At 44.6% G+C, this 26826-nt stretch carries 22 protein-coding genes and 2 pseudogenes; 11 read left to right on the top strand and 13 right to left on the bottom strand.

The window, feature by feature from the left end:
• The first annotated feature begins 87 nt into the window (after positions 1-87).
• Both B1A85_RS18175 and B1A85_RS18170 read left to right on the top strand, forming a co-directional pair.
• Positions 88-1503 (top strand): CHASE3 domain-containing protein, encoded by a 1416-nt coding sequence (locus tag B1A85_RS18175; RefSeq protein WP_210404561.1) that lies wholly within the window; start codon positions 88-90, stop codon positions 1501-1503.
• Positions 1504-1526: 23 nt separating this feature from the next.
• Positions 1527-2192, top strand: a complete 666-nt coding sequence (locus tag B1A85_RS18170) for a response regulator transcription factor (RefSeq protein ID WP_104548149.1) — start codon at positions 1527-1529, stop codon at positions 2190-2192.
• A gap of 181 nt (positions 2193-2373) precedes the next feature.
• On the opposite strand, the gene B1A85_RS18165 is transcribed toward B1A85_RS18170, so the two are convergent.
• Positions 2374-2688 carry a hypothetical protein gene (locus tag B1A85_RS18165; RefSeq protein WP_146087199.1) on the bottom strand — a complete coding sequence of 105 codons (315 nt, stop codon included), beginning with the start codon at positions 2686-2688 and terminating at the stop codon, positions 2374-2376.
• Positions 2689-2879: 191 nt separating this feature from the next.
• Between B1A85_RS18165 and B1A85_RS18160 the strand changes: the two genes are divergently transcribed.
• Both B1A85_RS18160 and B1A85_RS25315 read left to right on the top strand, forming a co-directional pair.
• Positions 2880-3443 carry a response regulator gene (locus B1A85_RS18160; RefSeq protein ID WP_146087198.1) on the top strand — a complete coding sequence of 188 codons (564 nt, stop codon included), beginning with the start codon at positions 2880-2882 and terminating at the stop codon, positions 3441-3443.
• 44 nt (positions 3444-3487) lie between these two features.
• Entirely contained in the window at positions 3488-7309 is a 3822-nt protein-coding gene (locus B1A85_RS25315) for an ATP-binding protein (RefSeq protein WP_168192431.1), read from the top strand.
• Between the two features lie 35 nt (positions 7310-7344).
• Here B1A85_RS25315 and ruvA read toward each other — a convergent pair whose 3' ends face one another.
• From ruvA to tnpA, 3 genes and pseudogenes are all read right to left on the bottom strand, one after another.
• Complete coding sequence (gene ruvA / locus B1A85_RS18140) at positions 7345-7971, bottom strand: Holliday junction branch migration protein RuvA (RefSeq protein ID WP_104548146.1); 627 nt, start codon at positions 7969-7971, stop codon at positions 7345-7347.
• A complete protein-coding gene (locus B1A85_RS18135) occupies positions 7968-8720 on the bottom strand; it encodes a sucrose-phosphate phosphatase (RefSeq protein ID WP_104548145.1) in 753 nt (250 codons plus the stop codon). The genes ruvA and B1A85_RS18135 overlap by 4 nt, the downstream gene beginning before the upstream one ends.
• Before the next feature lie 648 nt (positions 8721-9368).
• Positions 9369-9791, bottom strand: a pseudogene (gene tnpA / locus B1A85_RS18130) (IS200/IS605 family transposase); the annotation flags it as partial.
• Positions 9792-9848: 57 nt separating this feature from the next.
• Between tnpA and B1A85_RS18125 the strand changes: the two are divergent.
• Together B1A85_RS18125 and B1A85_RS18120 are read left to right on the top strand one after the other, a co-directional pair.
• Positions 9849-11117, top strand: coding sequence for an RNA-guided endonuclease TnpB family protein (locus B1A85_RS18125; RefSeq protein WP_104548144.1), 1269 nt, complete (start codon positions 9849-9851; stop codon positions 11115-11117).
• Between the two features lie 57 nt (positions 11118-11174).
• Positions 11175-12488, top strand: coding sequence for an MFS transporter (locus B1A85_RS18120; protein WP_246841464.1), 1314 nt, complete (start codon positions 11175-11177; stop codon positions 12486-12488).
• A 147-nt stretch (positions 12489-12635) separates the two neighbouring features.
• On the opposite strand, the gene hisIE is transcribed toward B1A85_RS18120, so the two are convergent.
• Together hisIE and B1A85_RS18110 are read right to left on the bottom strand one after the other, a co-directional pair.
• Positions 12636-13283 carry a bifunctional phosphoribosyl-AMP cyclohydrolase/phosphoribosyl-ATP diphosphatase HisIE gene (gene hisIE, locus B1A85_RS18115; RefSeq protein WP_104548143.1) on the bottom strand — a complete coding sequence of 216 codons (648 nt, stop codon included), beginning with the start codon at positions 13281-13283 and terminating at the stop codon, positions 12636-12638.
• A 129-nt stretch (positions 13284-13412) separates the two neighbouring features.
• On the bottom strand, positions 13413-13601 hold the full coding sequence (locus B1A85_RS18110; RefSeq protein WP_104548142.1) for a ChaB family protein: 189 nt from the start codon (positions 13599-13601) through the stop codon (positions 13413-13415).
• Between the two features lie 111 nt (positions 13602-13712).
• Between B1A85_RS18110 and hemL the strand changes: the two genes are divergently transcribed.
• Entirely contained in the window at positions 13713-15011 is a 1299-nt protein-coding gene (gene hemL, locus B1A85_RS18105) for a glutamate-1-semialdehyde 2,1-aminomutase (RefSeq protein ID WP_104548141.1), read from the top strand.
• A gap of 237 nt (positions 15012-15248) precedes the next feature.
• Here hemL and B1A85_RS18100 read toward each other — a convergent pair whose 3' ends face one another.
• From B1A85_RS18100 to B1A85_RS18090, 3 genes are all read right to left on the bottom strand, one after another.
• Positions 15249-16217, bottom strand: coding sequence for a DUF1517 domain-containing protein (locus tag B1A85_RS18100; RefSeq protein WP_104548140.1), 969 nt, complete (start codon positions 16215-16217; stop codon positions 15249-15251).
• Positions 16218-16583: 366 nt separating this feature from the next.
• Positions 16584-16796 (bottom strand): sulfur carrier protein ThiS, encoded by a 213-nt coding sequence (gene thiS / locus B1A85_RS18095; RefSeq protein WP_104548139.1) that lies wholly within the window; start codon positions 16794-16796, stop codon positions 16584-16586.
• A complete protein-coding gene (locus tag B1A85_RS18090; RefSeq protein ID WP_104548138.1) occupies positions 16768-17919 on the bottom strand; it encodes a thiamine phosphate synthase in 1152 nt (383 codons plus the stop codon). Before B1A85_RS18090 ends, thiS begins: the two co-directional genes overlap by 29 nt.
• Before the next feature lie 165 nt (positions 17920-18084).
• On the opposite strand from B1A85_RS18090, the gene B1A85_RS18085 reads away from it, so the two are divergent.
• Positions 18085-19788, top strand: coding sequence for a DUF1565 domain-containing protein (locus tag B1A85_RS18085; protein ID WP_210404560.1), 1704 nt, complete (start codon positions 18085-18087; stop codon positions 19786-19788).
• Positions 19789-20687: 899 nt separating this feature from the next.
• A pseudogene (locus B1A85_RS18075) lies at positions 20688-21372 on the top strand (Uma2 family endonuclease).
• Between the two features lie 4 nt (positions 21373-21376).
• Here the strand turns inward: B1A85_RS18075 and B1A85_RS18070 are convergent.
• From B1A85_RS18070 to trmD, 4 genes are all read right to left on the bottom strand, one after another.
• Positions 21377-23155, bottom strand: a complete 1779-nt coding sequence (locus tag B1A85_RS18070) for an ABC transporter substrate-binding protein (protein WP_104548135.1) — start codon at positions 23153-23155, stop codon at positions 21377-21379.
• Between the two features lie 3 nt (positions 23156-23158).
• Positions 23159-24040 carry an SMP-30/gluconolactonase/LRE family protein gene (locus B1A85_RS18065; RefSeq protein WP_104548134.1) on the bottom strand — a complete coding sequence of 294 codons (882 nt, stop codon included), beginning with the start codon at positions 24038-24040 and terminating at the stop codon, positions 23159-23161.
• A 77-nt stretch (positions 24041-24117) separates the two neighbouring features.
• Positions 24118-24597, bottom strand: coding sequence for a 2-C-methyl-D-erythritol 2,4-cyclodiphosphate synthase (gene ispF / locus B1A85_RS18060; protein ID WP_104548133.1), 480 nt, complete (start codon positions 24595-24597; stop codon positions 24118-24120).
• 172 nt (positions 24598-24769) lie between these two features.
• Positions 24770-25474 (bottom strand): tRNA (guanosine(37)-N1)-methyltransferase TrmD, encoded by a 705-nt coding sequence (gene trmD / locus B1A85_RS18055; protein ID WP_104548132.1) that lies wholly within the window; start codon positions 25472-25474, stop codon positions 24770-24772.
• 187 nt (positions 25475-25661) lie between these two features.
• Here trmD and B1A85_RS25695 point away from each other — a divergent pair, with 187 nt between their 5' ends.
• Both B1A85_RS25695 and B1A85_RS18050 read left to right on the top strand, forming a co-directional pair.
• Complete coding sequence (locus B1A85_RS25695) at positions 25662-25787, top strand: hypothetical protein (protein WP_256387477.1); 126 nt, start codon at positions 25662-25664, stop codon at positions 25785-25787.
• A 55-nt stretch (positions 25788-25842) separates the two neighbouring features.
• Positions 25843-26703, top strand: a complete 861-nt coding sequence (locus B1A85_RS18050) for a cyanophycinase (protein ID WP_104548131.1) — start codon at positions 25843-25845, stop codon at positions 26701-26703.
• Positions 26704-26826 lie beyond the last annotated feature (123 nt).

The following is a 26826-nucleotide window of genomic DNA, read 5'->3' as shown; positions in this document are numbered from 1 at the left end:
ATCAAGTTGTGAGCCGTTTTGCTGCGTCTTCCTGGAATATTAAAATTTAAAACTCGGCTATTAGCACCTTTATACACCAGTGTTTTCGTGCTGGTAATACTAGTATTAGCGCGGGCAGGGTTAGGACTTTGGTTAGACTTTCGCCGTCAAGATGCCTCAAGTTGGGTGAGACATACTTTACAAGTTCAAAGTCAGGCAGAACTGTTGCTAAATGCTGCTTTAGATCAAGAAACCGGGATACGCGGTTACTTACTCACCAACGCAGAATCTTCGCTAGAACCCTACAAATCAGGACAAATTGACTTTAATAAAGCCCTTGCTCTACTTTACAACCTCGTAGCAGATAATCCAGCGCAACTGCATCGCCTGAATGAAATTGTTGTACTCTACAATCGCTGGCAACGAGAATACGCGCAGCTTGTTGTTCTTGGTGCAGCACCTGAATCAAATACTACACTTGCAGGCAAACTGTTATTCGATCCATTGCGATCGCAAGTGATGGCAATGCTGCAACACGAAGAGGAACTTCTTGCCCGACGCAACCAGCAACTGCATCGACTCGATCAAACCTTTCACATTTTCAACATCCTCGCGCCGGTACTAATATTAGTAGGTTTTGGCTGCAACCTTTGGCTGCTCCATCGTCGAGTCGAAGTTCCTTTATCCCAACTGGCATCTGTAGCAAAAACTTGGGAAACTGGGCAGATGGAACCTCGTTTGAATTTTCAAACCGCAGATGAAATTGGTCAATTAGCGCAAATTCTGGATCGGATGGCAAGCGAAATTGACTTGCGCCAAACGCGCAGTGACGAACGCAATCGTCAACTTGACGATCTCATTGCATCGCTTTCGCACGATCTACGCACTCCTTTACTTGCGATGCGCGGTACTTTACGCTCAATGTTGAATGGCGCATTTGGTGAGGTTAGCGATCCTTGGCGTGAGGTACTTGAAGAGTATTATCAAACAAACGAAGACCTCCTCAAGCTTGTCGAAGCACTGTTAGAAGTATCGCGTTACGAAGCAGGTAGTAAAAATTTAATCTACGAACCTCTTGATTGGAATAAGATCTTCACCAAAGCAATTCATCAAGAGCGCATTGCCTCCAACAGCAAAGTTCACTTTGAATGTAAAATTGCGCCGCAATTACCCACTGTGTATGGGGATGAGTTAGAGATTAGGCGAGTTATTCAGAATTTATTGAGTAATGCAGTGCGAGTTAGCAAACCAGATGATCTTGTCTGGTTAGAGGTTACGGCAGCAGAAAATAGCGGTGTAAAAGTCAGTGTCAGCGATCGCGGTTGTGGAATTGCCTTACAAGAGCAAGAATATCTTTTTCATCGCTTTATTCAAGGGCGCGGGCGTCGTGGTGGTGCTGGTTTGGGGCTTTATCTTTGTCGCCAAATTGTGGAAGCACACCACGGCACAATTGGAGTAGATAGTACCCTAGGAAAAGGCAGTACTTTTTGGTTTACCCTACCTACTACTGCTAACCGCGCGTAGAAATTTATTCATTGTTTAGAGTGATGTCTGAGGTGCAAAAACACACTCCCATTAGCATTCTACTTGTTGAAGATCATGCGCTGATGCGTCGGGGAATGCGATCGCAGTTTGCTTTAGAGTCAGATTTTGTTGTTGTAGGTGAAGCGGCTGATGGAATGCAAGCTGTGGAATTAGCAATGCAACTCCAACCTAGTGTGGTTTTGATGGATATTGACTTACCTGTCATGGATGGCATCACAGCAACGCAGCAAATTAAAAGTCATTGTCTGACATCTCACGTGTTAGCTTTGACTGCTTTCGATCAAGATTCTCAAGTTATTGGCATGCTCGCAGCTGGTGCTGATGGTTATTGTCTTAAGAGTATGGAGTGGGAGCAATTAATTACCGTGATTCGGTTAATTCAAAGTGGTGGAACGTATTTGGATGCTCCCGTTGCCCGTAAAGTATTTCAAGTACTCAAACCAACATCCGAATCAAATCCCTCAGTCGTACAATCTGAACTTTTGAGTCAGCGCGAACGCGAAGTTCTCAAACTCATTGCGCAAGGATGTTCTAATCAAGAAATTGCTCAGCAACTTTATTTATCAGTAGGAACCGTAAAATCCTACGTGCGGATGATTTTAAACAAACTGAGTGTTGACGATCGCGTCCAAGCAGCAGCCAAGGCAGTGCGAGACCAACTTATCTAGAAGTAGTATTAATAAGTTAAATATAGAGAAGTTAATGACTTAACAATCTACTCCCGACCAACTTATACCATTCCACTCAAGTGAGAACTATAATTAATTTCTCCTCTGCTTACTCTGCTTCCTCTGCCCCTCTGCTCCCCTGCTCCCTATTTGTCGCAACTTCAAAGTGAAACAGTATTATTTAGAGTGACAATTGTTCTAAACAAGTTAATAATTCCGCTCGATTGCTAACAGCTTGCAACACGGCGGGTGGTTCTTCCCAAAGAATTAAATGTGCGTTTGTTGGTAGCTGTAAATTTTGCGGAATTGGTAAACAAATCACCCAAATTTGAGGTTTAAACAGATCGACCTCCTCTTTGCTAGGCGTTCCGTAATAGGGTAAAACTTCTGCTTGCGATTCCAAACAATAACTACTGACTTCTTGCACAGTTGTAATATTTGTGCCAACAACCATAATCCGCTGCCTTCCACAGCTATTCACAGCTAAGCCAACCATAAGTAGTGAGGATGAAGTAGTGAAGATGGGTTTTTAGTAGTGTGGCACGGAGCGCAGCACAAACACTACTCTTAAGTGGATAGCCAAGTGGATAATATATACCGCGTTTTATTATCCACGAGCAAGTAGTCAAGCTGATTGATATTAGCGACACTAGACAAGACTGTTTAGCGCATCTTGCCTTTTTAATTTTGCACGTATTACGTATCGTCTCAAATTCAGTCATTTCAGGGCGCGTGAATGACAGCAAGCGGTTGCTCAAACGTAACTTCTCGCCTGTACAAGTCTTCATGACGCAACACAACTCAGTGAATGGGTTTGATCGCGTCAACATTCAGAGAAAACTGATTGCAACAGATTTTTCTGTGCCGGCGCGATCGCTTGCTCAGGTGCGCATCTTAGTTGTCGATGATAATCCAGACGATCGCGAACTATTGGCAGTAATGATTGAGCAAGAAGGAGGAGAAGTCATCGCAGCAGCATCCACAAGCGAAGCCCTCGATTACTGTCAAAGGGTTAGTATTGATGTTTTAGTCAGTGATATTTGCATGCCAGGTGAAGATGGCTGTGCTTTAATAAGGAAAGTCAGAGCGCTGCCTTTACCATTACAAAGCCAAGTCCCAGCGATCGCCCTATCTAGTTCGCTTTCAGAAAAATACCGCGAACAAGCCCTGGCATCTGGATTTCAGCGATATTTACTTAAACCAATTGATATTGAAGAATTCATAGCGACGATTGCACAATTAGTAGATTAACACAATTAACTCCAAGTTTTTGTATTTTATTGCTCGCCACAACCGTGAAAGATTCTGTGTCACACTCTGCTAGCGAACTTGATTTCCAAACGCTGTTTGAGTCAGTACCAAGTTGTTATTTAGTACTAGCTCCCGATGCGCAGTTCACAATCGTTGCAGTGAGTAATGCTTACCTGCGCGTCACAAAGACACAACGCGAGCAAATTTTGGGACGCGGTTTGTTTGAAGTGTTTCCAGATAATCCCAACGATCCTACTGCAACTGGCGTACAAAATTTACGGCGGTCTTTAGCAACTGTAGTGCAAAATCGTCAAACGGATGTCATGGCATTTCAGAAGTATGATATTCCCCGCCCTGTATCTGAAGGTAATGGCTTTGAAGAGCGCTACTGGAGTCCTGTTAATTCTCCTGTCTTTGGCAAGAATCAAGAAGTTATTTATATCATCCATCGCGTTGAAGACGTGACGGAGTTTGTGCGACTCAAACAACAGCGTAACGAGCAGTATCAACAAAATCAAGCGCTGCGCGATCGCACCGAACAAATGGAAGCCGAAATTTATCAACGCGCCGCAGAATTAAAACAAGTCAATCACCAATTACGGCTGGCAAATGAAGCCTTAGCCGAGCTAGACCGCGCCAAAACCCTATTTTTCAGTAATATTTCCCATGAGTTGCGTACGCCACTCACATTGATGCTCAATCCGCTAGAAGATCTTCTAGCAGATGCTGAAACTACCTCGCAACAGCGCGAGCAACTTGAAGTCGTACACCGCAACAGTCTGCGTTTACTCAAACTCGTTAACAATTTGCTTGATTTTTCTCGCATCGAAGCTGGGAGAATGCAAGCTGCTTATCAGCCAATTGATTTAGCAAGTTTTACGGCAGAACTTGCGAGTGTTTTTCGCTCGGCAATCGAACGCGCAGGAGTGAATTTCATTGTGGATTGTCCGCCACTTTCTGAACCTGCATACATCGACCGCGAGATGTGGGAGAAGATTGTGTTTAATCTCCTCTCGAATGCCTTCAAGTTTACGTTTGAGGGGGAAATCGTTGTTAAGTTACAAGCAGTAGGCGAACAAGTTAAATTAACGGTGCAAGACACCGGAGTTGGTATTCCTGCTGAGGAGTTACCGCGAATTTTTCAGCGCTTTCATCGCGTGACAAATATGCGATCGCGTACTTATGAAGGTTCTGGTATTGGTTTATCATTAGTTGAGGAACTTGTCAAGCTGCATGGCGGAACAATTAACGTCACAAGCCAAGTCGGTATTGGAACTACATTTACTGTGTCGATTCCCTTAGGTTTTGCGCACCTACCACCAGAACAAATTAGAACCAAAAATCTGTCTTCAACAGCGATCGCGCGAAGTGCCTATGTAGAAGAAGTTTTGGGATGGCTACCGGAGGAAGCACAAAAGAGTGATTCTCAATTATCATCTCCCTCGTCTGCGTATATTCTGCTTGTGGATGATAACGCGGATATGCGGAACTATCTTCAGCGGTTGTTGAGCCAAGCGTATGAAGTTGTCGCGGTTAATGATGGCGTCGCAGCAATGGAAGCGATCGCGCAACGGCTTCCTGACTTGGTACTTTCCGATGTCATGATGCCGAGGATGGATGGTTTAGAGTTACTGCGTCAATTGCGCAGCCATCCTCGTACTGCCAAATTACCGATTATTCTACTTTCTGCGCGTACTGGAGAAGCAAAACTCGAAGGACTCGAAGCCAAAGCTGATGATTATTTGACGAAGCCCTTTTCTACGCATGAACTATTAGCACGGGTACGGGCGACACTCGAATTAGCTCAAGTGCGACAACAAGTCTCCACCGCCTTAGAGCAAAGTGAAAAACGCTACCGGACACTTGCCAATGCGATTCCCCAGTTAGTGTGGATGAGTACCGCTGAAGGGCTGGTAACTTATATCAATCAACGCTGGCAAGAATACACAGGTATCTCCTTAGCTCAAACTATGGAGCTAGACTGGTTAGAACTTGTTCATCCTGAAGACATACCGCGCTTAGTCGAAACGCGCAACCGAGGTATTCGCGCGCGCGAAGCTTATGAAATTGAATATCGGATCAAACGGTTCGATCAAACTTATCGCTGGCATATAACGCGAGTTGTCCCATTCAAAGATGACCAAGGTCAACTTTTATCTTGGTTTGGCACGGCAACCGATATTCACGATATCAAGCAAGTCGAAGCTGCACAACGGTTTTTAGCTGATATAAGTACAATCTTAGCCGCGTCTTTGAAGGAAGAAAATATCTTGACAAAGATTGCAGAATGCGCAGTCCCATTTTTAGGAGACTATTGTTTCTTTGATCTGGTTATAGAGGAGGAGATCCAACGAGTTGCTTGGCAGCACAAAGAGCCTGCAAAACGGCAGTGGTTTGAGTGCATTCAGAATTACGTACCGTCTTTAAATACATATCACCCAGTTGCCGCTGTTTTGTCGAGTGGTAAGTCTTATTTTGTCCCTGTTGTTTCTGACGAGTGGTTACAGGCGATCGCGACAAGTCCGCAACATCTTCAATTTCTCCGCGCTTGTGAGATTCGGTCTTGGATGACTGTGGGTATAGTTGTGCAGCAGCGGCGGTTAGGCACTCTCACGTTTTGTTTAGGCACTGATTCGAGTCGCGATTACACCGAAGCAGATTTGCACCTAGCAGAAGAATTAGCCCATCGCGTCGCCCTAGCCGTAGATCGCGCTCAACTTTTCGCGCAAGCACAAGCAGCAAATCGCGCTAAAGATCAGTTTTTAGCAGTACTGTCGCACGAATTGCGATCGCCTTTGAATCCCATCCTCGGTTGGTCAAAATTACTATTGACGCGCAAGCAGGATGAAGTGACACTGATTCGCGGACTCGAAACGATCGAGCGCAATGTGAAATTACAAGCACAACTCATCGACGATTTGCTCGATATTTCACGCATCCTCCAAGGAAAACTCAGTCTTAATATTGGTTGGGTTGATTTAAAAACGACGATCGCCGCTGCCATTGATACAGTAAGATTTGCGGCTGCTGCTAAATCGATCGAGCTTGAAACAAACTTAGCACCAAAAGTCAGCAAAATTTCTGGTGATGCAACTCGATTGCAACAAGTTGTATGGAATTTGCTTTCCAATGCTATCAAATTTACTCCTGAAGGCGGACAAGTCAGGATCAAATTGGAGCAAATCGATTCTCAAGTCCAAATTCAAGTCACAGATACAGGTAGAGGTATTGCACCAGAGTTTTTACCTTACGTCTTTGACTATTTCCGTCAAGGAGATAGTTCGACAACGCGCCAAGTTGGCGGTTTGGGTTTAGGCTTAGCAATTGTTCGTCACTTGGTCGAACTGCACGGTGGAACAGTGCAAGCAACAAGTCTCGGTATTGGACAAGGAGCGACTTTTACTGTACGGCTGCCAATTTTACGCGGTAGTCAAACTCAATATGTCAACCAGTATAATCTTGCTAGAAGTCCTGTTGCTTCTTTGCCGCTGATTGGTACTAAGGTATTAGTCGTCGATGATGAAATAGATAACCGCGACTTAATTGCCATCATGTTAGAGCAAGCTGGTGCAACTGTCGTTACTGCTGCATCAGCAAGCGAGGCGATGCAAATTATTGCTCGACAAGAATTTGACGTACTGCTATGCGATGTTGGTATGCCAAAGATTGATGGATACACGTTGATGCGTCAGCTGAAAGTATTATTTCCTCACAAGCAGTTCGCCGCAATTGCCCTAACTGCTTACGCGCGTGCGTCCGATCGACAGGAGGCGATCGCCGCAGGTTTTGTCCAGCACCTAGCAAAACCTATCGATCCAACAATATTAATTACTGCAATTACCAACTGCGTCAAGCCTGGCAAATGAATTTGCAACTAGACGAACCCTAATTACTAAAAAATCTACGAGCTTAAATGCGCGATCGCCTGACGAATCCACTCTTCCGCATTCGCATTTTGCTGTAAAATCGCATTATCACTGACCGCAGTAATTGCTTGCGAAACTTCGCTTGCTGTGTATCCGAGTGCGAGTAGTGTCATTTGCACGTCTTCGAGAATTGCTGGTGGTGGACCACTAGAAGTAGCAGCGACAACCCCAGCTGTGGCTCGCCAATCTGCAAGTTTCTTTTTCAACTCTAAGGAGATGCGTTCTGCGGTTCTACCGCCAACGCCTGGTGCTTGAATCAGTAATTGCGTGTTTCCACTGACAATAGCTTGCACTAAGTCGGGTAAATCGAGCGTATCTAATAATGCGATCGCTAGTTGTGCGCCAATTCCAGTTACGCTAATCAACTGGCGAAATAAGTCACGCTGCGCGGCTGAACTAAAACCATAAAGCAACGGCTGTTCTTCGCGGATTTGCAGATGTGCAAACACTTGTACTGTTTCCCCAATTGCTGGTAATTCTTGCGCAAAACGCGCGGGAATTTGTAAATCGTACCCTACCTGATTTACCTCCAAAGTTAGAATAACGCGATTGCTATTACTTTTATCAACACTAGCAACGATACCTTTGAGATAGCTAATCATCCCAAAAACCCAAAGTAATTTAAGCCTTCTAAAATACCACCTGCACACGCAGCTTGCGCGAGATAACGGCGATCGCTAGGGTTACTATAATGCCATTCTAAAAGTTCTGCACTCGCATTTCCCACAATTACCCCACGTTCTTGCCCGCTAGAGAACAACGCAATATCATTGCCAGAGTCGCCACAGACAACAGTTTTTTCGGGTGCAACTTCCCATTGCTGACGCAGAAATTGTACGGCTAGCCCTTTGTCACTGTGGCGCGGCAAAATATCTAAATCTTGACCTGTGCTGTAGATGAGCTTGACATCCAACCCTCGGTTTTGCAATAAAGACTCTAACTGCGGAATAACTTCTCCAGCTGCTTCTTTTGTTAAAAAAAAGCTGACTTTAAACGGACGTTGTTCCGAATCAGGTTGCGCAACTAAATCAGCAAAATGCGCGCTTGTTGCCACAATTAAATCGCGATTCCAACCGCCTTGGGCAATTTTTGCACTCCATCCAGCATCAGCAGTATCGCTACCGTTGAGGTAGATTTCGGTTCCTACCGAACAAATCAAAGCGTCAGGTTCGAGCAGCGATTTCTCGGTTGCCAATAAGCGGTATAGTTCCGGCGATCGCCCCGTAGCATAGACAAGCTTGGTGCCGTATTCCTGGCGATGCTTACTCAGTTTATAATTGAGTGTTGCTAGCGCTTGGTCATCGCCTACAAGCGTGTTGTCTAAGTCGGTTACAAATAAGAATGGTGACACAGCTTCTACTTTCTTTAAAAATAAAGGTACATTGCGATTGGCTTACGACAATAAGCGGGGGTCAGGGTTGAACTTTCCTCAAGGAATATTACTACGAGCTTCTATAACGTCCTTACTCTAAACCTCCAACCAGATCCTACATCTAGAATTTCAAACTTTACAAAGAAAGGCAGAAGCTAGAAGGTTCAAGGTAAAAGGTTGAGAATAAAAATTTTGGTTGTGGATCAAAAGCTCATTGAAGTAGAAAATTTGTATCAAGCACGAGCCAGAAATACAAATTTTTTAAGTATAAGTCTCCTTCTAACTTCTACCTCCTACCCTCATAAACACAGCAACTAGCATTGAATCAATTGAAGTTTGACACAACTTGATTAAAAGTTTGTTTCATGAGGACATTATGAAAGAGTCAGTGATTTCTCAAGAAATTTTGCAACAAAGCTGACAACAAGGAGAAGCAGCTTTAACGATCCGCTTACTCGCGTATAAGTTTGGTCTACGTAACCCAGCAACACAGCAATAAGTAATAAATACAGAACTTACCGACTCCTCAGTTAGAAGAGTGAGTTCAGTGGTTACGACGATTCTCAACCGAAAATAGGCAGTCGTGAATTTGTCCTCTGGGTATTCAGGAAAGTAAAGTTTTAGCCCTCAACCGTGAGAATCCCCGCCTCGTCCGCTTCTGCGGTGGGGTCGGGATAAATCACGGGCAAGAACTTCAGCATCAGTCGGAGAGTCTTGTTGCTGAACGTATTGCTTTAACTGCTCTACGGTAACACCCCCACAAGTAGCAATGAAATAGGCAGAATGCCAAAAGATAGGTTTATCCTTGTAAAATCGCTTCACCTCTTGGGGAAACTCTTTGCGAATATAAATACTGCTCACCGTCTTCAAGTTATTGACAAATTTGGATAACTGCATCTGCGGATAAAAGCCAAACAATAGGTGCAAATGATCTGATTCGCCATTGACTTCAATTAACTCGCATCCCCATTTCTGGCACAAGTCAAAACAAATCTCCTGCAACCGCTGCAACAACATAGGAGCGGTAATCACTTTTCGCCTATACTTGCTCTAGAGTGTGATTTATAGGTCATTTACTTTATAAGCACTGCATGAAATTATCTGCTCATGAGAAAAGCTTACCAATACCAGTTACTACCAACAACCGAACAAAAAACCACGATGGAGCGCTGGCTCGATATGTTGCGCTTACAGTACAACTGGTTATTGGCTGAGCGTTTCCGGTGGTGGGAAGAGAATCGGTGCGACATTAATGCTTGTCCGCTAATTTGTCATCTTCCTGAACTTCGAGATAACCCCGATTACTATTCTCAAAAACGCAGCGTTGTTCCGCTAAAATCTAATAGACCCTGGTACAAAGAGATTTATTCGCAAGTGTTGCAGGACTGCGTAACCAGGGTAAAACTAGCTTTTGACCGATTTGTTAAAGGAGACAGCAAGGGTAATAGAAGCGGACGACCAAGATTTAAAGGAAAGAATCGTTACCGCTCGCTTACTTATCCTCAAATTGATATTTCCGACATTAAGAATAATCGAATTCATCTGTCTAAAATCGGTTGGATAAAACTAGTTCTTCATCGCCCTATCCCCGATGGATTCAAAGCAAAAACAGCTATTGTTACTAAGAAAAGCGACGGTTGGTATGTAACTATTACCCTGGTTGCTGAGAGCGTACCAACTAGTAGTGTTGAGATTATTCCAACTGATGACAACAGCATTGCCCTAGATCTCGGACTAGAGAAATTTGCTGCCCTTGACACTGGAGAGTTTGTCGATATCCCTCAACACTTTCGACACAGTGAAGAAAAACTAGCCAAGTTACAACGAAAAGTTACTGCCAGGAAGAAGGGCAGCAGAGCCAGAAAACTTTTAAACCGCAGAGTTGGTAGACTCCATCAGCGAATCGCAAGGGCAAGAAAACAGTTTCATTTTGAGACTGCCAAGCAGATATTACAAAAAGCCCCTGTGGTTTTTGTCGAAGATTTGGCAGTTAAAAATATGTCCAAACGTTGTAAGCCGAAACAAGATGAACAAAGTAATTATGTAGCAAACGGACAAAGCAGAAAATCCGGACTAAACAAGAGTATAGCTGATGCTGGTTGGGCGCAATTTATTGAGATACTAAGCTTCAAGGCTGAAAGTGCTGGAGGCAAGGTTGTCAAAGTTAATCCCAAAAATACCAGTCAAGTTTGCTCAAATTGCCTCAACATTGTCCCGAAAACTTTGAAAGAACGTTGGCATGATTGCAACCGATGCAATCTGTCAATAGATCGGGATACAAACTCGGCAATTCTTATCAAGAAAGTGGGGCTGGGTGTCTCCCTCACTATAAAACGCTCTAGGGTAAAACCGAGAGAAGCCCACGCCGTCGCGTAGCGCGGCGTTGGGAGTACATCACATATCTTTACTTTTGGAGATGCTCCATAACTGCAAATGAAAGGAGAATTGCTATTGATTGCTCCTTTTATTAATTGCATGAAGTTTTTCCAGCAAAAGTTATCTTCGTGGTTGCCACAACTCGATCCTCAAGTCTGGATTCTCGGTTTTGGTCGTTTTTTATCCGAAGTTGGTACAGGATTTACACTATTCTACGCTCCGATTTTTTTTGTCAATCAGGTAGGCTTTTCGGCAACTGCGGTGGGTTTTGCCTTAGGTAGTGCTTCGATTTCAGGAATTTTTGGGCGAATTTTAGGCGGATCTTTGTCCGATTCTTCAAACTGGGGACGCCGTCGTACTCTACTGCTTTCTGCAGCGGTTGCAGCGATCGCGTCTTTAGTATTAGCCAGCACAATCACTTTTCCCATTTTAATTCTTGGTAACTTGCTTTCCGGACTAGGACAAGGATTGTATTGGCCTGCAACTGAAGCCGTTGTCGCCGATTTAACGACACCTGCAAACCGACGCGAAGCCTACGCACTCACAAGACTTGCTGATAATCTTGGCTTAGGTACCGGAATTATCTTTGGCGGCGCGCTCGTGAGTACGACTGGAGCGTACCGCGCGTTATTTTTGATTGATGCAACTTCATTTATGGTGTTCTTTGTCGTCATTTACTTGGCAATCAAAGAAACTTATCAACCTCTAGCGAATGCGTCTAATTTATCCGCAAAAAGCAATTGGGCTATAGCACTTAGCGATCGCCGTCTTTTGGTTTACGTTCTAGTAAATATTATTTTCACAACTTATACGTCGCAACTCCACAGCACGTTACCGCTGTATTTGCGAAATTTCGTATCTTTTAACTCGACTCAAGGATTCACCGAATCGACTCTCAGTGCTTTATTCGCTTGCCACATGGCAGTTGCCATCTTGTTTCAATTACCCATCGCGCGTGTTTTAAAACGCTTTACGCATCCTCATGCACTCATTGTTTCTGCTTTGATCTGGGCAGTAGCTTTTAGCTGTGTTTGGTTTACTGGTATTACTCCTGTAAGCCAACTATTCTGGGCAATTGTTGCCATGAGTATGTTTGGTTTAGCGATTGTTTCTTATACTCCCTCTGCCGCAGCTTTAGTGACAGAACTCGCGCCCGAATCTCAACGCGGAGTTTACTTTTCAATAAGTTCCCTCTGCTGGGCTATTGGCTATTTCATCGGTCCACCACTAGGCGGCTGGGCCTTAGATCAGTCGCGTGTTTTTGTCTACAGCTATTGGCTTGGTTTAGCTGCCAGTGTTTTTCTCACAATCGCAATTCTGCACTACCTCAACCAACTTGTGTATAGCTCTAAGAAAAAACAATTATTTTAAATGTCTAGCTAGACAGCTCTCAAGATTTCTGATATTATGTTTCTCATAATGGAAATCTATTCTAAAATTTTGGAATTGATTAGATTCCTATTATGATATAAATAAATCATACCACATACCCAAGAAATTTTACTCCACAGTACAGAATCAACGACGACGTTCTTGTAGCTTGCGAAAAACGTCTTTAAGTTCAACGTTGTGATGTGCCAACGCAACAAGCGCGTGATAAAGCAAATCAGCAACTTCAGAGGCAATTGCTTCAGCGTCATTATCTTTACAAGCCATAACCACTTCGGCGGTTTCCTCACCGAGCTTTTTTAAGATTTTGTTATCGCCATTCGCTAACAGCTTACAGGTGTAAGAATCTTCGATAGGATAATCGCGGCGATCGCAAATCACTGCAAAAAGCTGTGACAAAGTATCCGCAGGAGGAGGGACAACCTGCCCGTCAACGCGGTGAAAACAACTGCGCTCGCCGGTGTGACACGCAACATCACCAATTTGTTCGACGCTCACGAGTAAGGCATCGCTATCACAGTCGTAACGCAGCGATCGCACTTTCTGAATATGTCCTGAAGTCGCGCCTTTATGCCATAACTCGGCACGAGAACGACTCCAGAACCAAGTTTCTCCGGTTTCCAGCGTTTTTTGCAACGACTCGCGATTCATCCAAGCCATCATCAAGATTGTGCCATCTAGATAATCTTGAACAATTGCAGGAACTAAGCCTCGGTCGTCGTAGCGAATTTTTTCGACAGGGATAGCTTGACTTAACACTTCTCGATCCACAGACATAAAAATCATTTTGCCAGGCAACACCTACCCGTTCAAGATATCATTTAATGTGTGGGTCAGTTGGGTAATGAGGTTAGATGGTAGTTGGCGATCGCGTTAGCTAAAGTCAGTAGCATAGCTAAGCAAAGATTAAACAAGTACGCTCATAGTTCTTGCCGAGTGCATTCTAACAGCACTTAATGCAACTTTGTGCGCTTGGGTTGTATCGCCATACCAATGAATCGCACAATTGTAGGCAGCGCGGTACACATCCTGAGCAGTCTCAGAAAAACTTGCACGAATTTCTAAAGGTAAATCTTGATTCGTTTTATATAACATAGTTTTATTTTCCGGAGTTCCGGACGGGAATACTTGATACCATAGGACTTTCAAATAATACGTACCACCGTCCAAAGATAGACGTTTAGACATCTCATTAAGGAGAGAATCTTGGTTAGGATCGCGATTAAGACAACCAAATCAGAAGAAATTTTTGCGGCTGCACAACACTTGATGCCTGGGGGTGTCAGCTCTCCAGTACGAGCCTTTAAATCAGTTGGAGGACAGCCAATTGTTTTTGACCGCGTTAAAGGGGCTTACATTTGGGACGTTGATGGCAATCAATATATTGATTATGTGGGCACTTGGGGACCTGCGATTTGCGGTCACGCGCATCCAGAAGTTATTGCAGCGTTACATGAGGCGTTGGAAAAAGGCACGAGTTTTGGTGCGCCCTGCGTGCTAGAAAACGTCCTAGCAGAAATGGTGATTGATGCGGTTCCGAGCATCGAAATGGTAAGATTTGTGAACTCTGGTACGGAAGCTTGTATGGCGGTACTGCGCTTAATGCGGGCTTTTACCGGACGGGACAAAGTAATCAAGTTTGAAGGCTGCTACCACGGTCATGCTGATATGTTTTTAGTCAAGGCTGGCTCTGGAGTGGCTACTTTAGGTTTACCCGATTCCCCAGGTGTACCCAAATCAACTACAAGCAATACTTTGACTGCACCATACAACGACTTAGAAGCTGTTAAAGCTTTGTTTGCCGAAAACCCCAACGAAATTGCTGGCGTTATTTTAGAACCTGTCGTTGGTAATGCAGGTTTTATTACTCCAGATGCAGGGTTTTTAGAAGGCTTGCGCGAACTTACGCACGAGTATGGTGCGTTACTCGTATTTGATGAAGTGATGACCGGATTTCGGATCGCTTACGGTGGCGCACAAGAAAGGTTTAGCGTGACGCCTGATTTAACAACTTTGGGTAAGATTATCGGTGGTGGCTTACCTGTAGGAGCTTATGGCGGTCGGCAAGAGATTATGTCAATGATTGCGCCAGCAGGACCTGTTTATCAAGCTGGAACGTTATCAGGTAATCCCCTTGCCATGACAGCAGGAATCAAAACGCTTGAACTTTTGCAAAAACCAGGCACGTATCAGTATTTGGACAAAATTACCAAAAAACTGAGCGATGGCTTATTGGAAATTGCTAAGAAAACAGGTCACGCAGCTTGTGGCGGTCAAATTAGCGGTATGTTTGGCTTATTCTTCACTGCTGGACCTGTCCATAACTATGAGGATGCGAAACACTCTGATTTAGATAAATTCAGCCGTTTCCATCGAGGAATGCTCGAACGTGGCATTTACCTAGCACCATCTCAATTTGAAGCGGGATTTACTTCTGTAGCACATACTGAAGAAGATATTGACAAGACATTAGCAGCAGCGGAAGAAGTCATGGCGAGTCTCTAAAAATTGACTATTGATACCATAGCTCCTTAAATCCACGCCACTTGCACTCAAAGAGGACACTCCAAGGGCGCAGTGGCTCCCCACATGCGGGGAACCTTCATAATACCTGACTTGTAGTCAGCCCACAAAAGTGGGCTTTGTTTGTTTAGCGGCGAATTGATTTGCACGCGCATCTCATCAAAAATGGGGACTAATAAAGTCCCCTGTGTATTTTAGTCAATTAATTGCCGTAACAAGCTAGACCATCTTCAAATCAGCGTATTTTGCTAATAGGTCGTCAGAGGTTAGGGTATCGCCTGCTGCTTGAGGAGTCCATAGCACTTCAATTGCTAGCAAGCGATCGCTCGGAATTGCACCGATAACGCGTAGTGCTTGACGTAGATCTTCAGCACTGTTGATTTGTGGAATCTGGAAGTTACCTAAGGTTGCTGCTAACAGCGTGACAACAATATATTCGCCAGGACCTTCGGTAATCAGACGAGTGGGATTATCAAGGTCTGAACTTGGTAAAACTCCTTTTGGATTCGCACCTCTCAGTTGATTATTGACGTTAGTCAGCGTTTCTTCTGAGAACTTACTGCGTTCAGCAAGCGATAGACGATTAAATTCAGCTTCGGCTGCGTTTAAGCGCGCTTGACTATTTTTACTACCTGCGTACGCCCAGTATTCAGGATGACGTAGTAATGCAAGGCTTGCTTCTTGTAAAACTGCTGCCCGACCTTCAGGAGAATTTGTATCAGCAGTTTCCGCTATGCGGTTTAGATCTTCTTGTAGTCCGCGCGCTTGCGCTAGCAAACCAACTTGTAATTCAACGATCGAGACATTAGGATTGCTACTATATCCAGTATCGTAGCCTGCTGAATCTCCGCTACTAGCACGCCGGAAAGATTGGAGAACGAAGTTTGCGATCGCAAAAAAGATCAAAATGGAAAACAGACTGCCAAAGCCGCCGATTCCAAAGAAGGGGAAGACGAAGGGAAAACCAAATCCACCACCAGGGTAAGGAGCATAGTAGCCTCCGCCGCCACCAGGGGGAGTATAAGGACGGCTGGGCGCTGGACGATTGAAAGAACCGCCGCCGATGCGACCTCCACTACGCGCTGCCAAGGCTGCATCAGAGTGACCCAATGCTAAGGCTGCAACCAGCCCAAAGATAAATAGGGGTTTCACAAGCGGTTTCATGGCTAAGAGCAGTTTCTTGAGCATAGTATGTGCCTAAAAGACAATATCGGCTTTGCTATATCCTATGAAGATATTTTATGTTTATTCAATAACACCAGCCGATAGCCTGAGACATCATCAGCAAAGTCGAACAAGGGGTTCTCTTTCGCGATAACTATCTATACAAGCTACATTCCTAATTTATCCTCTCTATTCTGCTTATGGCAGTAACCTGAGGGTGGATTACCGGATATGAATACCGTACCTTTTGAAAGCAGAGGAAGCAGAGGTGCAAGGGAGCAGAGGAGTTAAGCAATTCTTTAACTCAAAGTTTAAAATAATTGCCTTCAGCACCTTTGTGCGCAAACACAACTAATCGCTATTCACTAGCCACCCATTCCTTCCTCTCGTTTACCCACCACCAACAATTGTGACGACTTCTAAGCGATCGCCTTGTTTGACATAAGTTTCTGACCAATACTGACGGTGGAGAATTTCGCCGTTGTATTCGACTGCAACTAAACGCGGATTGTAGCCGAGTTGGTTTAGGACATCTGGAATTCGGGAATGTGCTGCGCACTGACGCGTTTCGCCGTTAACTTCCAGGGTGATTTGCTCGGACATAAGATTCAGTCAATTCTAGTGTATGGCTTTGGATGCGGACGCGAGTAAATTGCGATAAGAAGTATTGCGTGACTAAAGTAGGCTGTTCAGCTTCCATTAATGCCCTCACGACTGCGACGCGCTCTGCACCTGCCGAGATGACATCATTGATATTATTCACGTCGATACCGCCAATCGCAAACCACGGAATTGGGCTATGCTGAGCTGCGTAGCGTACGTATTCTAAGCCGGCAGCTGGCTTACCGGCTTTAGTGGGTGTTTCGTAAACTGGACCCACACCAATGTAATCCGCGCCACCTTGAATCGCGCGTTGCATTTCTTCTGGATTTGTCGTCGAGCAACCGATAATTTTATGCGGTCCTAACAGCTGTCGAGCAGCGTTGATGGGCATGTCATGCTGTCCAAGATGCACGCCATCCGCGTCTACTGCCAAAGCAATGTCCACGCGGTCGTTGACGAGAAATAATGCATTGTATTTGTGACACAGCTGACACAATTGCTGCGCGTACGACATCCGTTCGCTATCGTCAGCATTTTTATCTCGGTATTGTACGAGAGTCAATCCGCCAGCCAACGCTGCTTCTACCACCGACAATAAATCTTTTGCGGGAGAAGTGACAAGGTATAACTGCGATCGCAACAATCGCTGATGGCGTTCGTAGCCGAGTAAGCGACTTTCGAGCGTGTAAACGCGATATCGCATTTGCTTAAATACGCTGCCCATCTGTGGGTGATAAAGTTTACCGTATTCTTCTAAAACACGTAAAGCTTCCTCGACTCGACAGAAGTTTGCTTGCAGGAGGGATTTGAGATCTGCGCGTTGTTGTTCTTGTGGGTGTGTCAGTTGCGTACCAGGGTCTCCAAGAGTATCTCGCGCCGCGCGTAATTCTGGGCTGTGCCAAGTTGCGAGTTCTTGCCGTAGTTGTTTGCATTCTCCACTAAACTGCGCGTTATTTAAACCAAAGCGACACCATTCCTCAATGATGCGCAATCCCTCACGGGCGCGGTCTAGATTGGCGTCCAGGATCCGGCAAACAGCTGGTTGTACTTGTCCTCTTTGGTTATATGATTCGACCATTGGAACAAACCCATTATTGTTTTCATCGTACCAGCCAGCATTCATATTTCAGCAACTTGAGTGTGATTTAACTTATTTGCAAAAAGAAGTGTTTAATGCCATTGCTTTTTTGGGACATTGGCTGTATAAGAAGCAGCATAGAACAACGTCGAGATTGCCGTTGTCATCACCCTTGGCTTTGATATTTCCAAAGTGATGCGGAGGAGTGCCGTGAATTTAGCCCGCCCTGATACTTATTTTGAGCTTGCTCCTTTTATCTTGAGCATAACTAAAATTTCGCATCCCAGTTCGCGCGCGATCGCGCTTGGACTATCAAGTATTGCTTTGCTAGGTTTGAGCGATACTGGTTTGGCGTCAGAAGTACCAACGCTATCTTTGGGAAACGCGCGTGCCAATCAGATAGCATCAGCGAAAGTGCTATATGTCAACCCCAGTGTAGAGAACGCTGCGCAAGCCAACGGTAGCGATCGCGCTCCGTTCAAAACGATTACTCAAGCATTAAAAGTCGCTTCTGCAAATAGCACGATCGTGCTGGCTAAAGGAACTTATAGCGCTGAAACGGGAGAAACTTTTCCACTCCAGCTCAAATCGGGTGTAACGATTCAAGGCGATCCGCAAACGCGTGGAAGTGACATTATCATTCAAGGTGGTGGCGTTTTCCTTAGTCCGACTTTTGCGCGGCAAAACGTGACAATTTTAGGAGCCAACGAAGCGACGCTGACGGGTGTCACAATTACCAATTCCAATCCACGCGGTTATGGTTTGTGGATTGAGTCGAGTAGTCCCAGAATCACCAACAATACCTTTACTGGTAGTACGCATGATGGCATTTCGATAACGGGTGACAGCAAACCCCTCATTCGCAACAATTACTTTCATCAAAATGGAGCAAACGGGATAACCATCTACGGCATTTCTCGACCCGAAGTTCGCGAAAATATCTTTGAAAAAACAGGATTTGGTATCAACATTTCGCAAAAAGCCGCACCACTTTTGATTGGCAATCGCATTACGCAAAATCGTGCAGGTATTGTCGTACAAGCACAAGCACAACCCATCCTCAGAAGTAATACGATCGAGCGCAATATTGAAGATGGTATCGTAGCGATCGCTGCAAGTCTACCTGATTTAGGCACGGCTGCGCAGCCAGGCGGTAATATCTTTCGCCAAAACGGACGTTACGATATTAATAGCAAAGCGGCGCGTCAAATAATTCCGGCGTTTGGGAATACTTTAGCTGCTGATGCGCGTACCGTTGGCAATCTGGATTTATCCGGTAAGGTAGATTTAGCCGCAATACCACAAGCGCAATCGCAAACTGCAAAACCGCCAACTTCTGCGAATGCGAGTCCGCGCAGCACAGCACCTGCAGCGATCGCAATTCCTGTTCCACCACCAGCGACGACAAACAATTCTCGCGCCGTTTCTCCTGCGTTACCTTCTGCAACAGGTTCGGATACGGCGATTGTCATTCCTGTTCCACCACCGACAACCTCTGCAACTATCCCACCGCCACTATCAAACTCTAATCGCGGTGCGATCGATGTTCCTGTGTTGCAGTCAGCACAAATTACTGAAGCAGATTTACTGCCTGTACCTAGTGGTAATATTCCGCTAGGCAACTCGCGCAATTTACCGAAAATCACTTTACCGACAACTGCACCTGCGCCTGGTTCTCCACCACTTCCTCCAACACGCGAATCCGCTTTGGGTTTGCGCTATCGAGTGATCGTTGAAGCCGAAAGTAAAAGCAAGCAAGATCTAGTGCGATCGCTGATTCCTGGAGCTTTTCGGACGTTTTCGAATGGTAAAGTCTTTATGCAGGTGGGAGCCTTTGGCGATCGCGCGAATGCTAACGAAGTTTTACAGTTACTCAACAGTCGCGGTTTGAAAGGTATGGTGGAGCAAATTTAGATAGGAAAACACAACATAGAAGGAATATTTATGTACGAAAAACAAATGTTTTGACCCTCTTTTCTTTATTTACCTCTGAGGGCATTACTGAATTAGTAAAATGAACTACTAGGGCACGAGCACTGCTCGATGTCTGAACTTCTTGTATGCTGTAAGATATTTGTCAATGCCAAGCAGCTTTCTCATTTTTATACGCATATTGATATTGTACTGACATGTATGCGTTACATTATCCACAGCGTGCCATTGAGCAAAGTGGGGAAGGATTACGTTGCAATAAACATTGACTTGGTGTATGACTTTCAGTTTTGTATGGACTATTAACAATAATTTGCTTAGGCTCTGTACTTGTTCCCCATATTTATAAAAATTGAGGTTCTTCTTCACTATCTTTAGTTATCGTAAAAAAATCAAGATTCGGCTAAGGCTAGGTCAAGATCAGTGGGAATTGTATTAAGTAAAGTTAATCCTTCAGCAGTAAATAAAAACTATTGAAGAAAATCTTGATTAAACGTATAGTTGCAGGTTTTTGGTTTGGTTAATGTAGTGATAATCGCGGTCAACCATTGCGAGCAATCGCCCTATTTTTGCCTTCAAACTTTGTGGCTGACAACCGATAAATTATAAATTGACCTAGTATAAGGAAAAATCTACAGAATTAGTGATGAAAGCTGACAATGATGAGTTAGTCTGCAAAGAATATTAAATTCTAGGTGTGTACGAGAAAAAAGCGGAATGTTCAGAAGTTTAACTATACCAGACGTAGCAGTCAACATGAGGTAAAGACAAATTCTGGCAGTAGATGCTGTTGATATTAGCCGAGTTGCAGCAGTATCTTGCTAAGAATGTGAAAATTAGAGTAGCAATGACTTCTTTGACTAGAGACCACAGGTTTTGCGATGGTACTCAATCAATCGCCAAGGAAACAGCAACCTGACGAACAAAATGAGTATAAATCCATTCCACCATTAGAAAGTGGCGATCGCCTGTCGCGTCACGAATTTGAACGCCGCTACACCGCCAGTCCAGAGATTAAGAAAGCAGAACTGATCGAAGGAGTTGTCTACGTAGCGTCACCGTTACGTTTCACAAATCATGCTGAACCTCATGGCTTCATTATTACTTGGTTGGGAATTTATCAAGCTTCTACCCCAAAGGTCAAAATGGGTATAGAACCGACGGTGCGTTTGGATTTAGACAACGAACCGCAGCCTGATGGCGTGTTGTTCATCGATTCTACTGTGGGAGGAAAGGTGCAGTTGAGTGACGACTACATCGAAGGCGCACCAGAATTAATTGTAGAAATTGCCGCGAGTAGTGCAGCGTACGATCTCTACGACATATATTGTCTGGCAAATCTACGAAAATAAACTTGATTGGTTCGAGTTATCTGAAGGTGAATATCGACAACTCGAACCGGATAGCGAAGGTATCGCGCGGTCGCGTGTTTTTCCTGGGCTGTGGTTAGCTGTTAGTGCACTTCTGGAAGGAAAAATGCCTCAAGTGTTAGCAGTTTCGCAGCAAGGATTGCATTCTCCTGAACATGCGGAGTTTGTGCATTGGGTAAAACAGCAATTAAATTAACTGTCTAACTGTCGCTTAATTGAAGTTCGTAAATGTTCCAAAAAGCGCCACCCAACGCGGAATATTGCACGCCTTGAATGCGATTGCGTACTGCTGTCATTGCTAAAGGATTTACGAGGTAGATAAACGGTAGATATTCTTGAGTTAACTGTTGAGTTTGGGCATAAATTGCTTTGCGCCTTGACTCATCTAATTCTCGCGCCCCGTCAATATAAAGATCGGAAATTTGCTGTTCCCAATCAGCAACTTCTCGCCCTTCAAGAGGTGGTTGTCCTGGAGGTGGTGCTTGATTAAAACTGTGCAAACCACCGTCAACTGACCAGATATTAGCACCGTCATTAGGTTCAATACCGCCAGTAAAACCTAATAAGTGACATTCCCAATCCAAAGTATTAGATAAGCGATCTACTAACACATTAAAAGCAAGCGGATTAAAGTCAACTTGAATGCCAATTTGGCTAAGATCTTGTTTAATTTGTGCGCCCATTGCTTCTCGAATGCGGTTACCTGCATTTGTAATTAGTGAGAAGCGGACGCGATTACCATCAGCATCAAGCAGCTGACCGGCACTATTATACTGAAATCCAGCTTGACGAAGAAGTTCTCTTGCTCGATCGGGATCGTATTCGTATACTTTTAGTCCTTCCTCTGGTGACAGGTAATAAGGGCTTTGTACAGAAATTGGTGAATTTTGCAATTCGCCCAAACCGCGAAAGATGTTGTTAATCATTCGTTGGCGATCAATTGCGTAGGCGATCGCCCGTCTAAAGTCTGGAGAATTAAACCATCGCGACTTGACTGGATCGACTAAGGGACGACCGTTTCTGCGACCTTTGTTAAGATTGAACGAGATGAAATTAGTTCCGGACGCTGGACCGTCTTCATAAATAGTAAAGTTGCCGCGGTCTTCTTCGCGTTTGAGGAGTGAAAAATATTCGGGTGTTACCCCAACCGAGTCTAATCCTTGCGAACGAAACTGAATCAAAGATGTATCAGTAGATTCTACAATTTGCCAAATGAGCCGTTCAACATACGGTTGCGGATTGCCTTGAGCATCTCTCCGCCAGTAGTATGGATTGCGTCGATAGACGACACGCTGACTCGTCACGTATTCCTCTAGTTGATAAGGACCATTCACAATAATTTGTTGCGGTGGTGTGTCAACGCCCCAGGTGGTGAGAAATCGAGGATTTCCTTGCGAATCTTTAGTTTCGACTGCTTCGCGTAAAGCATGAGCGGGTAAGATAGGTAAGCCTGTGATGCGTAAAAAAGGCGCAAAAGGTTCTGGAGTGGTAAATTCTACTCGACGTGCATCAAGTTGACGAACAGTTGGTAATTGTCTACTTTCGCCTATGCGTAAGATATCTCTAGTATCAGTAGGAATTGCTTCGTTAAGATAAATGCTGTTATAGGTAAACTCTACATCATCGGCAGTGAGAGGTTCTCCGTCAGACCACCTTAATCCTTCGCGGAGTGTAAAAGTAATTCTTAAGTTATCTTCAGCAATTTCCCACGATTCGGCTAATGCTGGTTCAATTGCACCCGTTAGGGGGTTTTCTGTTACTAAACCATCGTACGTCAAACCAAAAATGTTAGGCGATTCTTGATTGAGCGCGTAGTTAAAAGTTTTTGGATCGCTAAGAACACTAACAACGATTTGCGGAACTTGTGCAGCTACTGTTTCAAAGTTAGCAGGGTTACAACCCCCAAGCGCGATCGCCGAAACAAAACTCAACCCAACAGCAATCCAGCGACGTAAAATACCTTTGACTATAGCGTTCATCCTTTACCCTGCAAATTCGTAAGTAGGCATACCTGAAGTATTCGTAGCGAGGCTAAATAAGTCTCCTGAATAGAAGCTTTTTTGAATTTCTTCTTCGCTTAAACCAACTGACGCAGTTGTAATATAAAGTGTTGCTAAATCGCGATCGCCAAAAACGCAACACGTAGGACGCTGCACAGGCATAGAGATACGTGCCATCTCTTTTCCGGTAGGATCGAACTTAACTATACACCAGCCATCCCAAATCGCCGACCAAATGCACCCATCGCGGTCTACTGTTAAGCCATCAGGAACGCCAGAATCAATATCAATCTCCGCAAATACGCGTTGATGACTGATATCGCCCCTCTTCACGTCATAGTCAAAGGCGTAAATCTTCTTTAAGGGTGAATCCGTTAAATAAAACGTCTTTTGATCTGGACTCCACCCTAGTCCATTTGACACTGTTAAACCTGTTAAAACAACCTGTAACGAACCATCCGGATCGTAGCGAAACAACCGCGCTCGAGGTCCACTCGTAGACATAGAACCAAACCAAAAACGCCCCGCCGGATCGCATTTTCCATCATTCAAACGAATATCCGAAGGCTTTTCTGGTTCAACATCAACAATTGGCGTGACTTCACCATTCTTCGTATCTAAAAACGCCAAGCGATGGCGTAGCGCCATAATCAAGCGGTTTGTTCCTGCGGGCGCAACACAGCCAACTACTTCACCGACATCAAAGAATTTGTGTTCGCCTGTTGATGAGTCAAATTCGTGAACGCGGTGGTTATAAATATCCACCCAGTACAGTAACTGCTTTTGTGAATGCCAACAAGGACCCTCGCCTAATCTGGCTCTAGCTGCGAGAATGTTTTTTGGCGATTCATTAATAGAACTCATAATAAATTTTACACCCAGCTTACATTTTAGTAATAGTTCAGTAATTTCAATAAAAACAATTACCCATTACCTATTACCTAACCTTGTTGCAGTAACACTACCGCATACGCTGCAATTCCTTCTTCTCTACCGACGGGACCTAATTTTTCGTTTGTTGTCGCTTTAATGCCAATTTGTTCAGGTTGGACTTCTAAAACTTCTGCAAGCCGCGATCGCATTTGTTGAATATGCGGTTTTAACTTCGGGCGTTCTGCGACGACTACCGAGTCAATATTACCAATTTGCCAGCCCCGATCGCGAATCAATTGATTCACCTTCGCGAGTAATACTAAACTATCTGCGCCTTTCCACTGCGGATCTGTCGGCGGAAAATATAACCCAATATCACCTAAGCTCAAAGCGCCCAGCATCGCATCTATAATCGCGTGTGTAAGAACATCCGCATCACTATGTCCGAGTAAACCGCGGTCGTGCGGAATTTCGACACCACCCAAAATTAAACGCCGATCGAAGCTGAGTTGATGTATGTCGTAGCCGTTACCAATCCGAATGTTCATTACAATTACAAAAAACCCTCTTTTAGTAACGATACCTCAGTTGGTAATTGGTAATAGGTAGTTGGTAATTGACAAAAGTAAAAAAGTAAAGCAGTTATTAATTATCTGTTAGCTTGAGCGATCGCATTTAAGTTCTTACCCGATTACCAGTTACCAACGACCCATTGCCTGACTATTCTGATTGCAATTTGATTTTTTCCAACCATTGCGCGTATAAATCAGGACGGCGATCGCGCGTGCGTTGAATTTGTTGTTCGTATCGCCACTGCGCTATTTTTTCATGGTTTCCGGAAAGCAGTACGTCAGGAACTTTCCATTCCCGAAACTTTGCCGGACGTGTATATTGGGGATAGTCTAATAATCCTGCTGCAAAACTTTCGGCTTTGAGCGATTCAACTTTACCGACTGTGCCAGGAAGTAGCCGCGTAACCCCATTAATTAACGCTAGCGCGGGAATTTCACCTCCAGTCAGCACAAAATCACCTAGAGAAATCTCCCGCGTCACCAAATGCAGCACGCGCTCATCAACGCCTTCGTAGTGACCGCAGATCACCACTAATTGGTCATAGTTCGTTGCTAATTCTTGCAATAAAGACTGCTTGAGTGTTTGCCCTTGGGGAGTCATGAGAATAATTTCCCGTCGCGGTAAAACGGGTAGAGATTCAATTGCTGCAAAGATGGGTTCGGGCTTCATGAGCATTCCCACACCCCCGCCATATGGTTCGTCATCAACTTTACGATGCTTATCGGTCGTAAAATCGCGGGGGTTAATTAAATGGACTGTAGCAATTTGTCGTGCCAAAGCCTTCCCTAACAATCCTGATTGTAGGGCAGAGCTAAAAAAGTCTGGAAATAGAGTAACTATATCAAATCGCACAGTAATTTAATCAGGAGATAGGTAATCTGAGGAAGCGGTTACTGGTTGGTACCTAGTGGCTAGTGGTACAGGCATCCTACCCGTAACTTCTGTCATATGTTCTAGCTAAAAGTTTTTCTAATTGCTTAAATTATGTTTAAATATTTTCACATCCTGCGGATTATTATTGAAGGTTCAGGGTCAAAAATTGCTCGGCTTTGGAGCAATCCTCAGCAAAGACGTTGCTTATCAGACTGTTTCGTACTTGTGGTGCGGTAATGAGCGATCGCTGGCATCTGCTAAGCAAGATAATCAGGTCACGTACGCGATCTGAATTTATTGGGCTGCGGTCGGGTTTATCCCTGAAGCTGAAGAGAGGAAGACACAGAATGGCGCAATTAGAAGCTCAATTGCTAGGAATGAGAAAGCCCCAAGCTACAACAACCGCTGTATTGATTATAGGTGGTGCTGAAGACAAAGTTCACGGACGAGAGATCTTACAAACATTTTTTTTACGCGCTGGTGCTCAAAATGCCCATATCGCGATTATCCCTTCGGCTTCGCGCGAACCAGCCATCATTGGCAGTAGATACATGAGTATCTTTGAAGAAATGGGGGCGAAGCAAGTTGAGTTACTCGATATTCGCGAACGCCAACAATGTGAAGATCCTGACATTCAAAAGTGCTTAGAAGCCTGTACTGGAGTTTTTTGGACGGGTGGAGATCAACTGCGATTGTGTGGCGTGTTAGCTGATACTCCTGCGATGGAAACAATTCGCCAGCGCGTCCAACGCAAAGAACTAACTCTTGCAGGAACGAGTGCTGGAGCCGCCGTGATGGGACATTATATGATTGCCGGTGGGGGCAGTGGCGAATCGCCGAATCGGTCGTTGGTTGACCTGGGAACTGGCTTAGGAATTATTCCTGAGTTGATTGTCGATCAGCACTTTCAAAACCGCAACCGCATGGCACGCTTAATCAGCGCGATCGCGTGTTATCCGGATCGTCTCGGAATTGGTATTGATGAAGATACCTGTGCCTTAGTGGAAAACGATGGCACGCTCCAAGTGATGGGTAAAGGTACGGTAACAGTCATCGACCCAGGGGAGTTAACACACACGAATCACAGCAACGTGAGTGCGACAGAACCCTTGAGTTTGCATAATCTCCGGCTACACATTCTCAGCTACGGCGATCGCTACCACTTGCACAAACGCCAAGTTTTATCGACCAGTCATGTTCAACAGTAATTGGGGTTCCGACAGAACTATCATTAAGGAAGTCAGAAATTCTGACGATAGATAGCTGACAAACTGTTCACTGAGAACAGTTTCCTGCTCAAGCCCAAGTAGAAACTAGACTATTGGATGCGA

This window comes from Chroococcidiopsis sp. TS-821 (assembly GCF_002939305.1).
Lineage (GTDB): Bacteria > Cyanobacteriota > Cyanobacteriia > Cyanobacteriales > Chroococcidiopsidaceae > Chroogloeocystis.
The sequence above is the reverse complement of the archived record's forward strand: the minus strand, read 5'-3'. Positions and strand labels throughout refer to the sequence as shown.

Bases quoted from the DNA above. Each gene is read 5' to 3' on its own strand.
- B1A85_RS18170 (WP_104548149.1), top strand. From the start codon at position 1,527: ATGTCTGAGGTGCAAAAACACACTCCCATTAGCATTCTACTTGTTGAA.
- B1A85_RS18165 (WP_146087199.1), bottom strand. From the start codon at position 2,688: ATGGTTGGCTTAGCTGTGAATAGCTGTGGAAGGCAGCGGATTATGGTT.
- ruvA (WP_104548146.1), bottom strand. From the start codon at position 7,971: ATGATTAGCTATCTCAAAGGTATCGTTGCTAGTGTTGATAAAAGTAAT.
- B1A85_RS18125 (WP_104548144.1), top strand. From the start codon at position 9,849: ATGAGAAAAGCTTACCAATACCAGTTACTACCAACAACCGAACAAAAA.
- B1A85_RS18120 (WP_246841464.1), top strand. From the start codon at position 11,175: ATGAAAGGAGAATTGCTATTGATTGCTCCTTTTATTAATTGCATGAAG.
- hisIE (WP_104548143.1), bottom strand. From the start codon at position 13,283: ATGTCTGTGGATCGAGAAGTGTTAAGTCAAGCTATCCCTGTCGAAAAA.
- B1A85_RS18110 (WP_104548142.1), bottom strand. From the start codon at position 13,601: ATGTTATATAAAACGAATCAAGATTTACCTTTAGAAATTCGTGCAAGT.
- B1A85_RS18100 (WP_104548140.1), bottom strand. From the start codon at position 16,217: ATGCTCAAGAAACTGCTCTTAGCCATGAAACCGCTTGTGAAACCCCTA.
- thiS (WP_104548139.1), bottom strand. From the start codon at position 16,796: ATGTCCGAGCAAATCACCCTGGAAGTTAACGGCGAAACGCGTCAGTGC.
- B1A85_RS18090 (WP_104548138.1), bottom strand. From the start codon at position 17,919: ATGAATGCTGGCTGGTACGATGAAAACAATAATGGGTTTGTTCCAATG.
- B1A85_RS18070 (WP_104548135.1), bottom strand. From the start codon at position 23,155: ATGAACGCTATAGTCAAAGGTATTTTACGTCGCTGGATTGCTGTTGGG.
- B1A85_RS18065 (WP_104548134.1), bottom strand. From the start codon at position 24,040: ATGAGTTCTATTAATGAATCGCCAAAAAACATTCTCGCAGCTAGAGCC.
- ispF (WP_104548133.1), bottom strand. From the start codon at position 24,597: ATGAACATTCGGATTGGTAACGGCTACGACATACATCAACTCAGCTTC.
- B1A85_RS18050 (WP_104548131.1), top strand. From the start codon at position 25,843: ATGGCGCAATTAGAAGCTCAATTGCTAGGAATGAGAAAGCCCCAAGCT.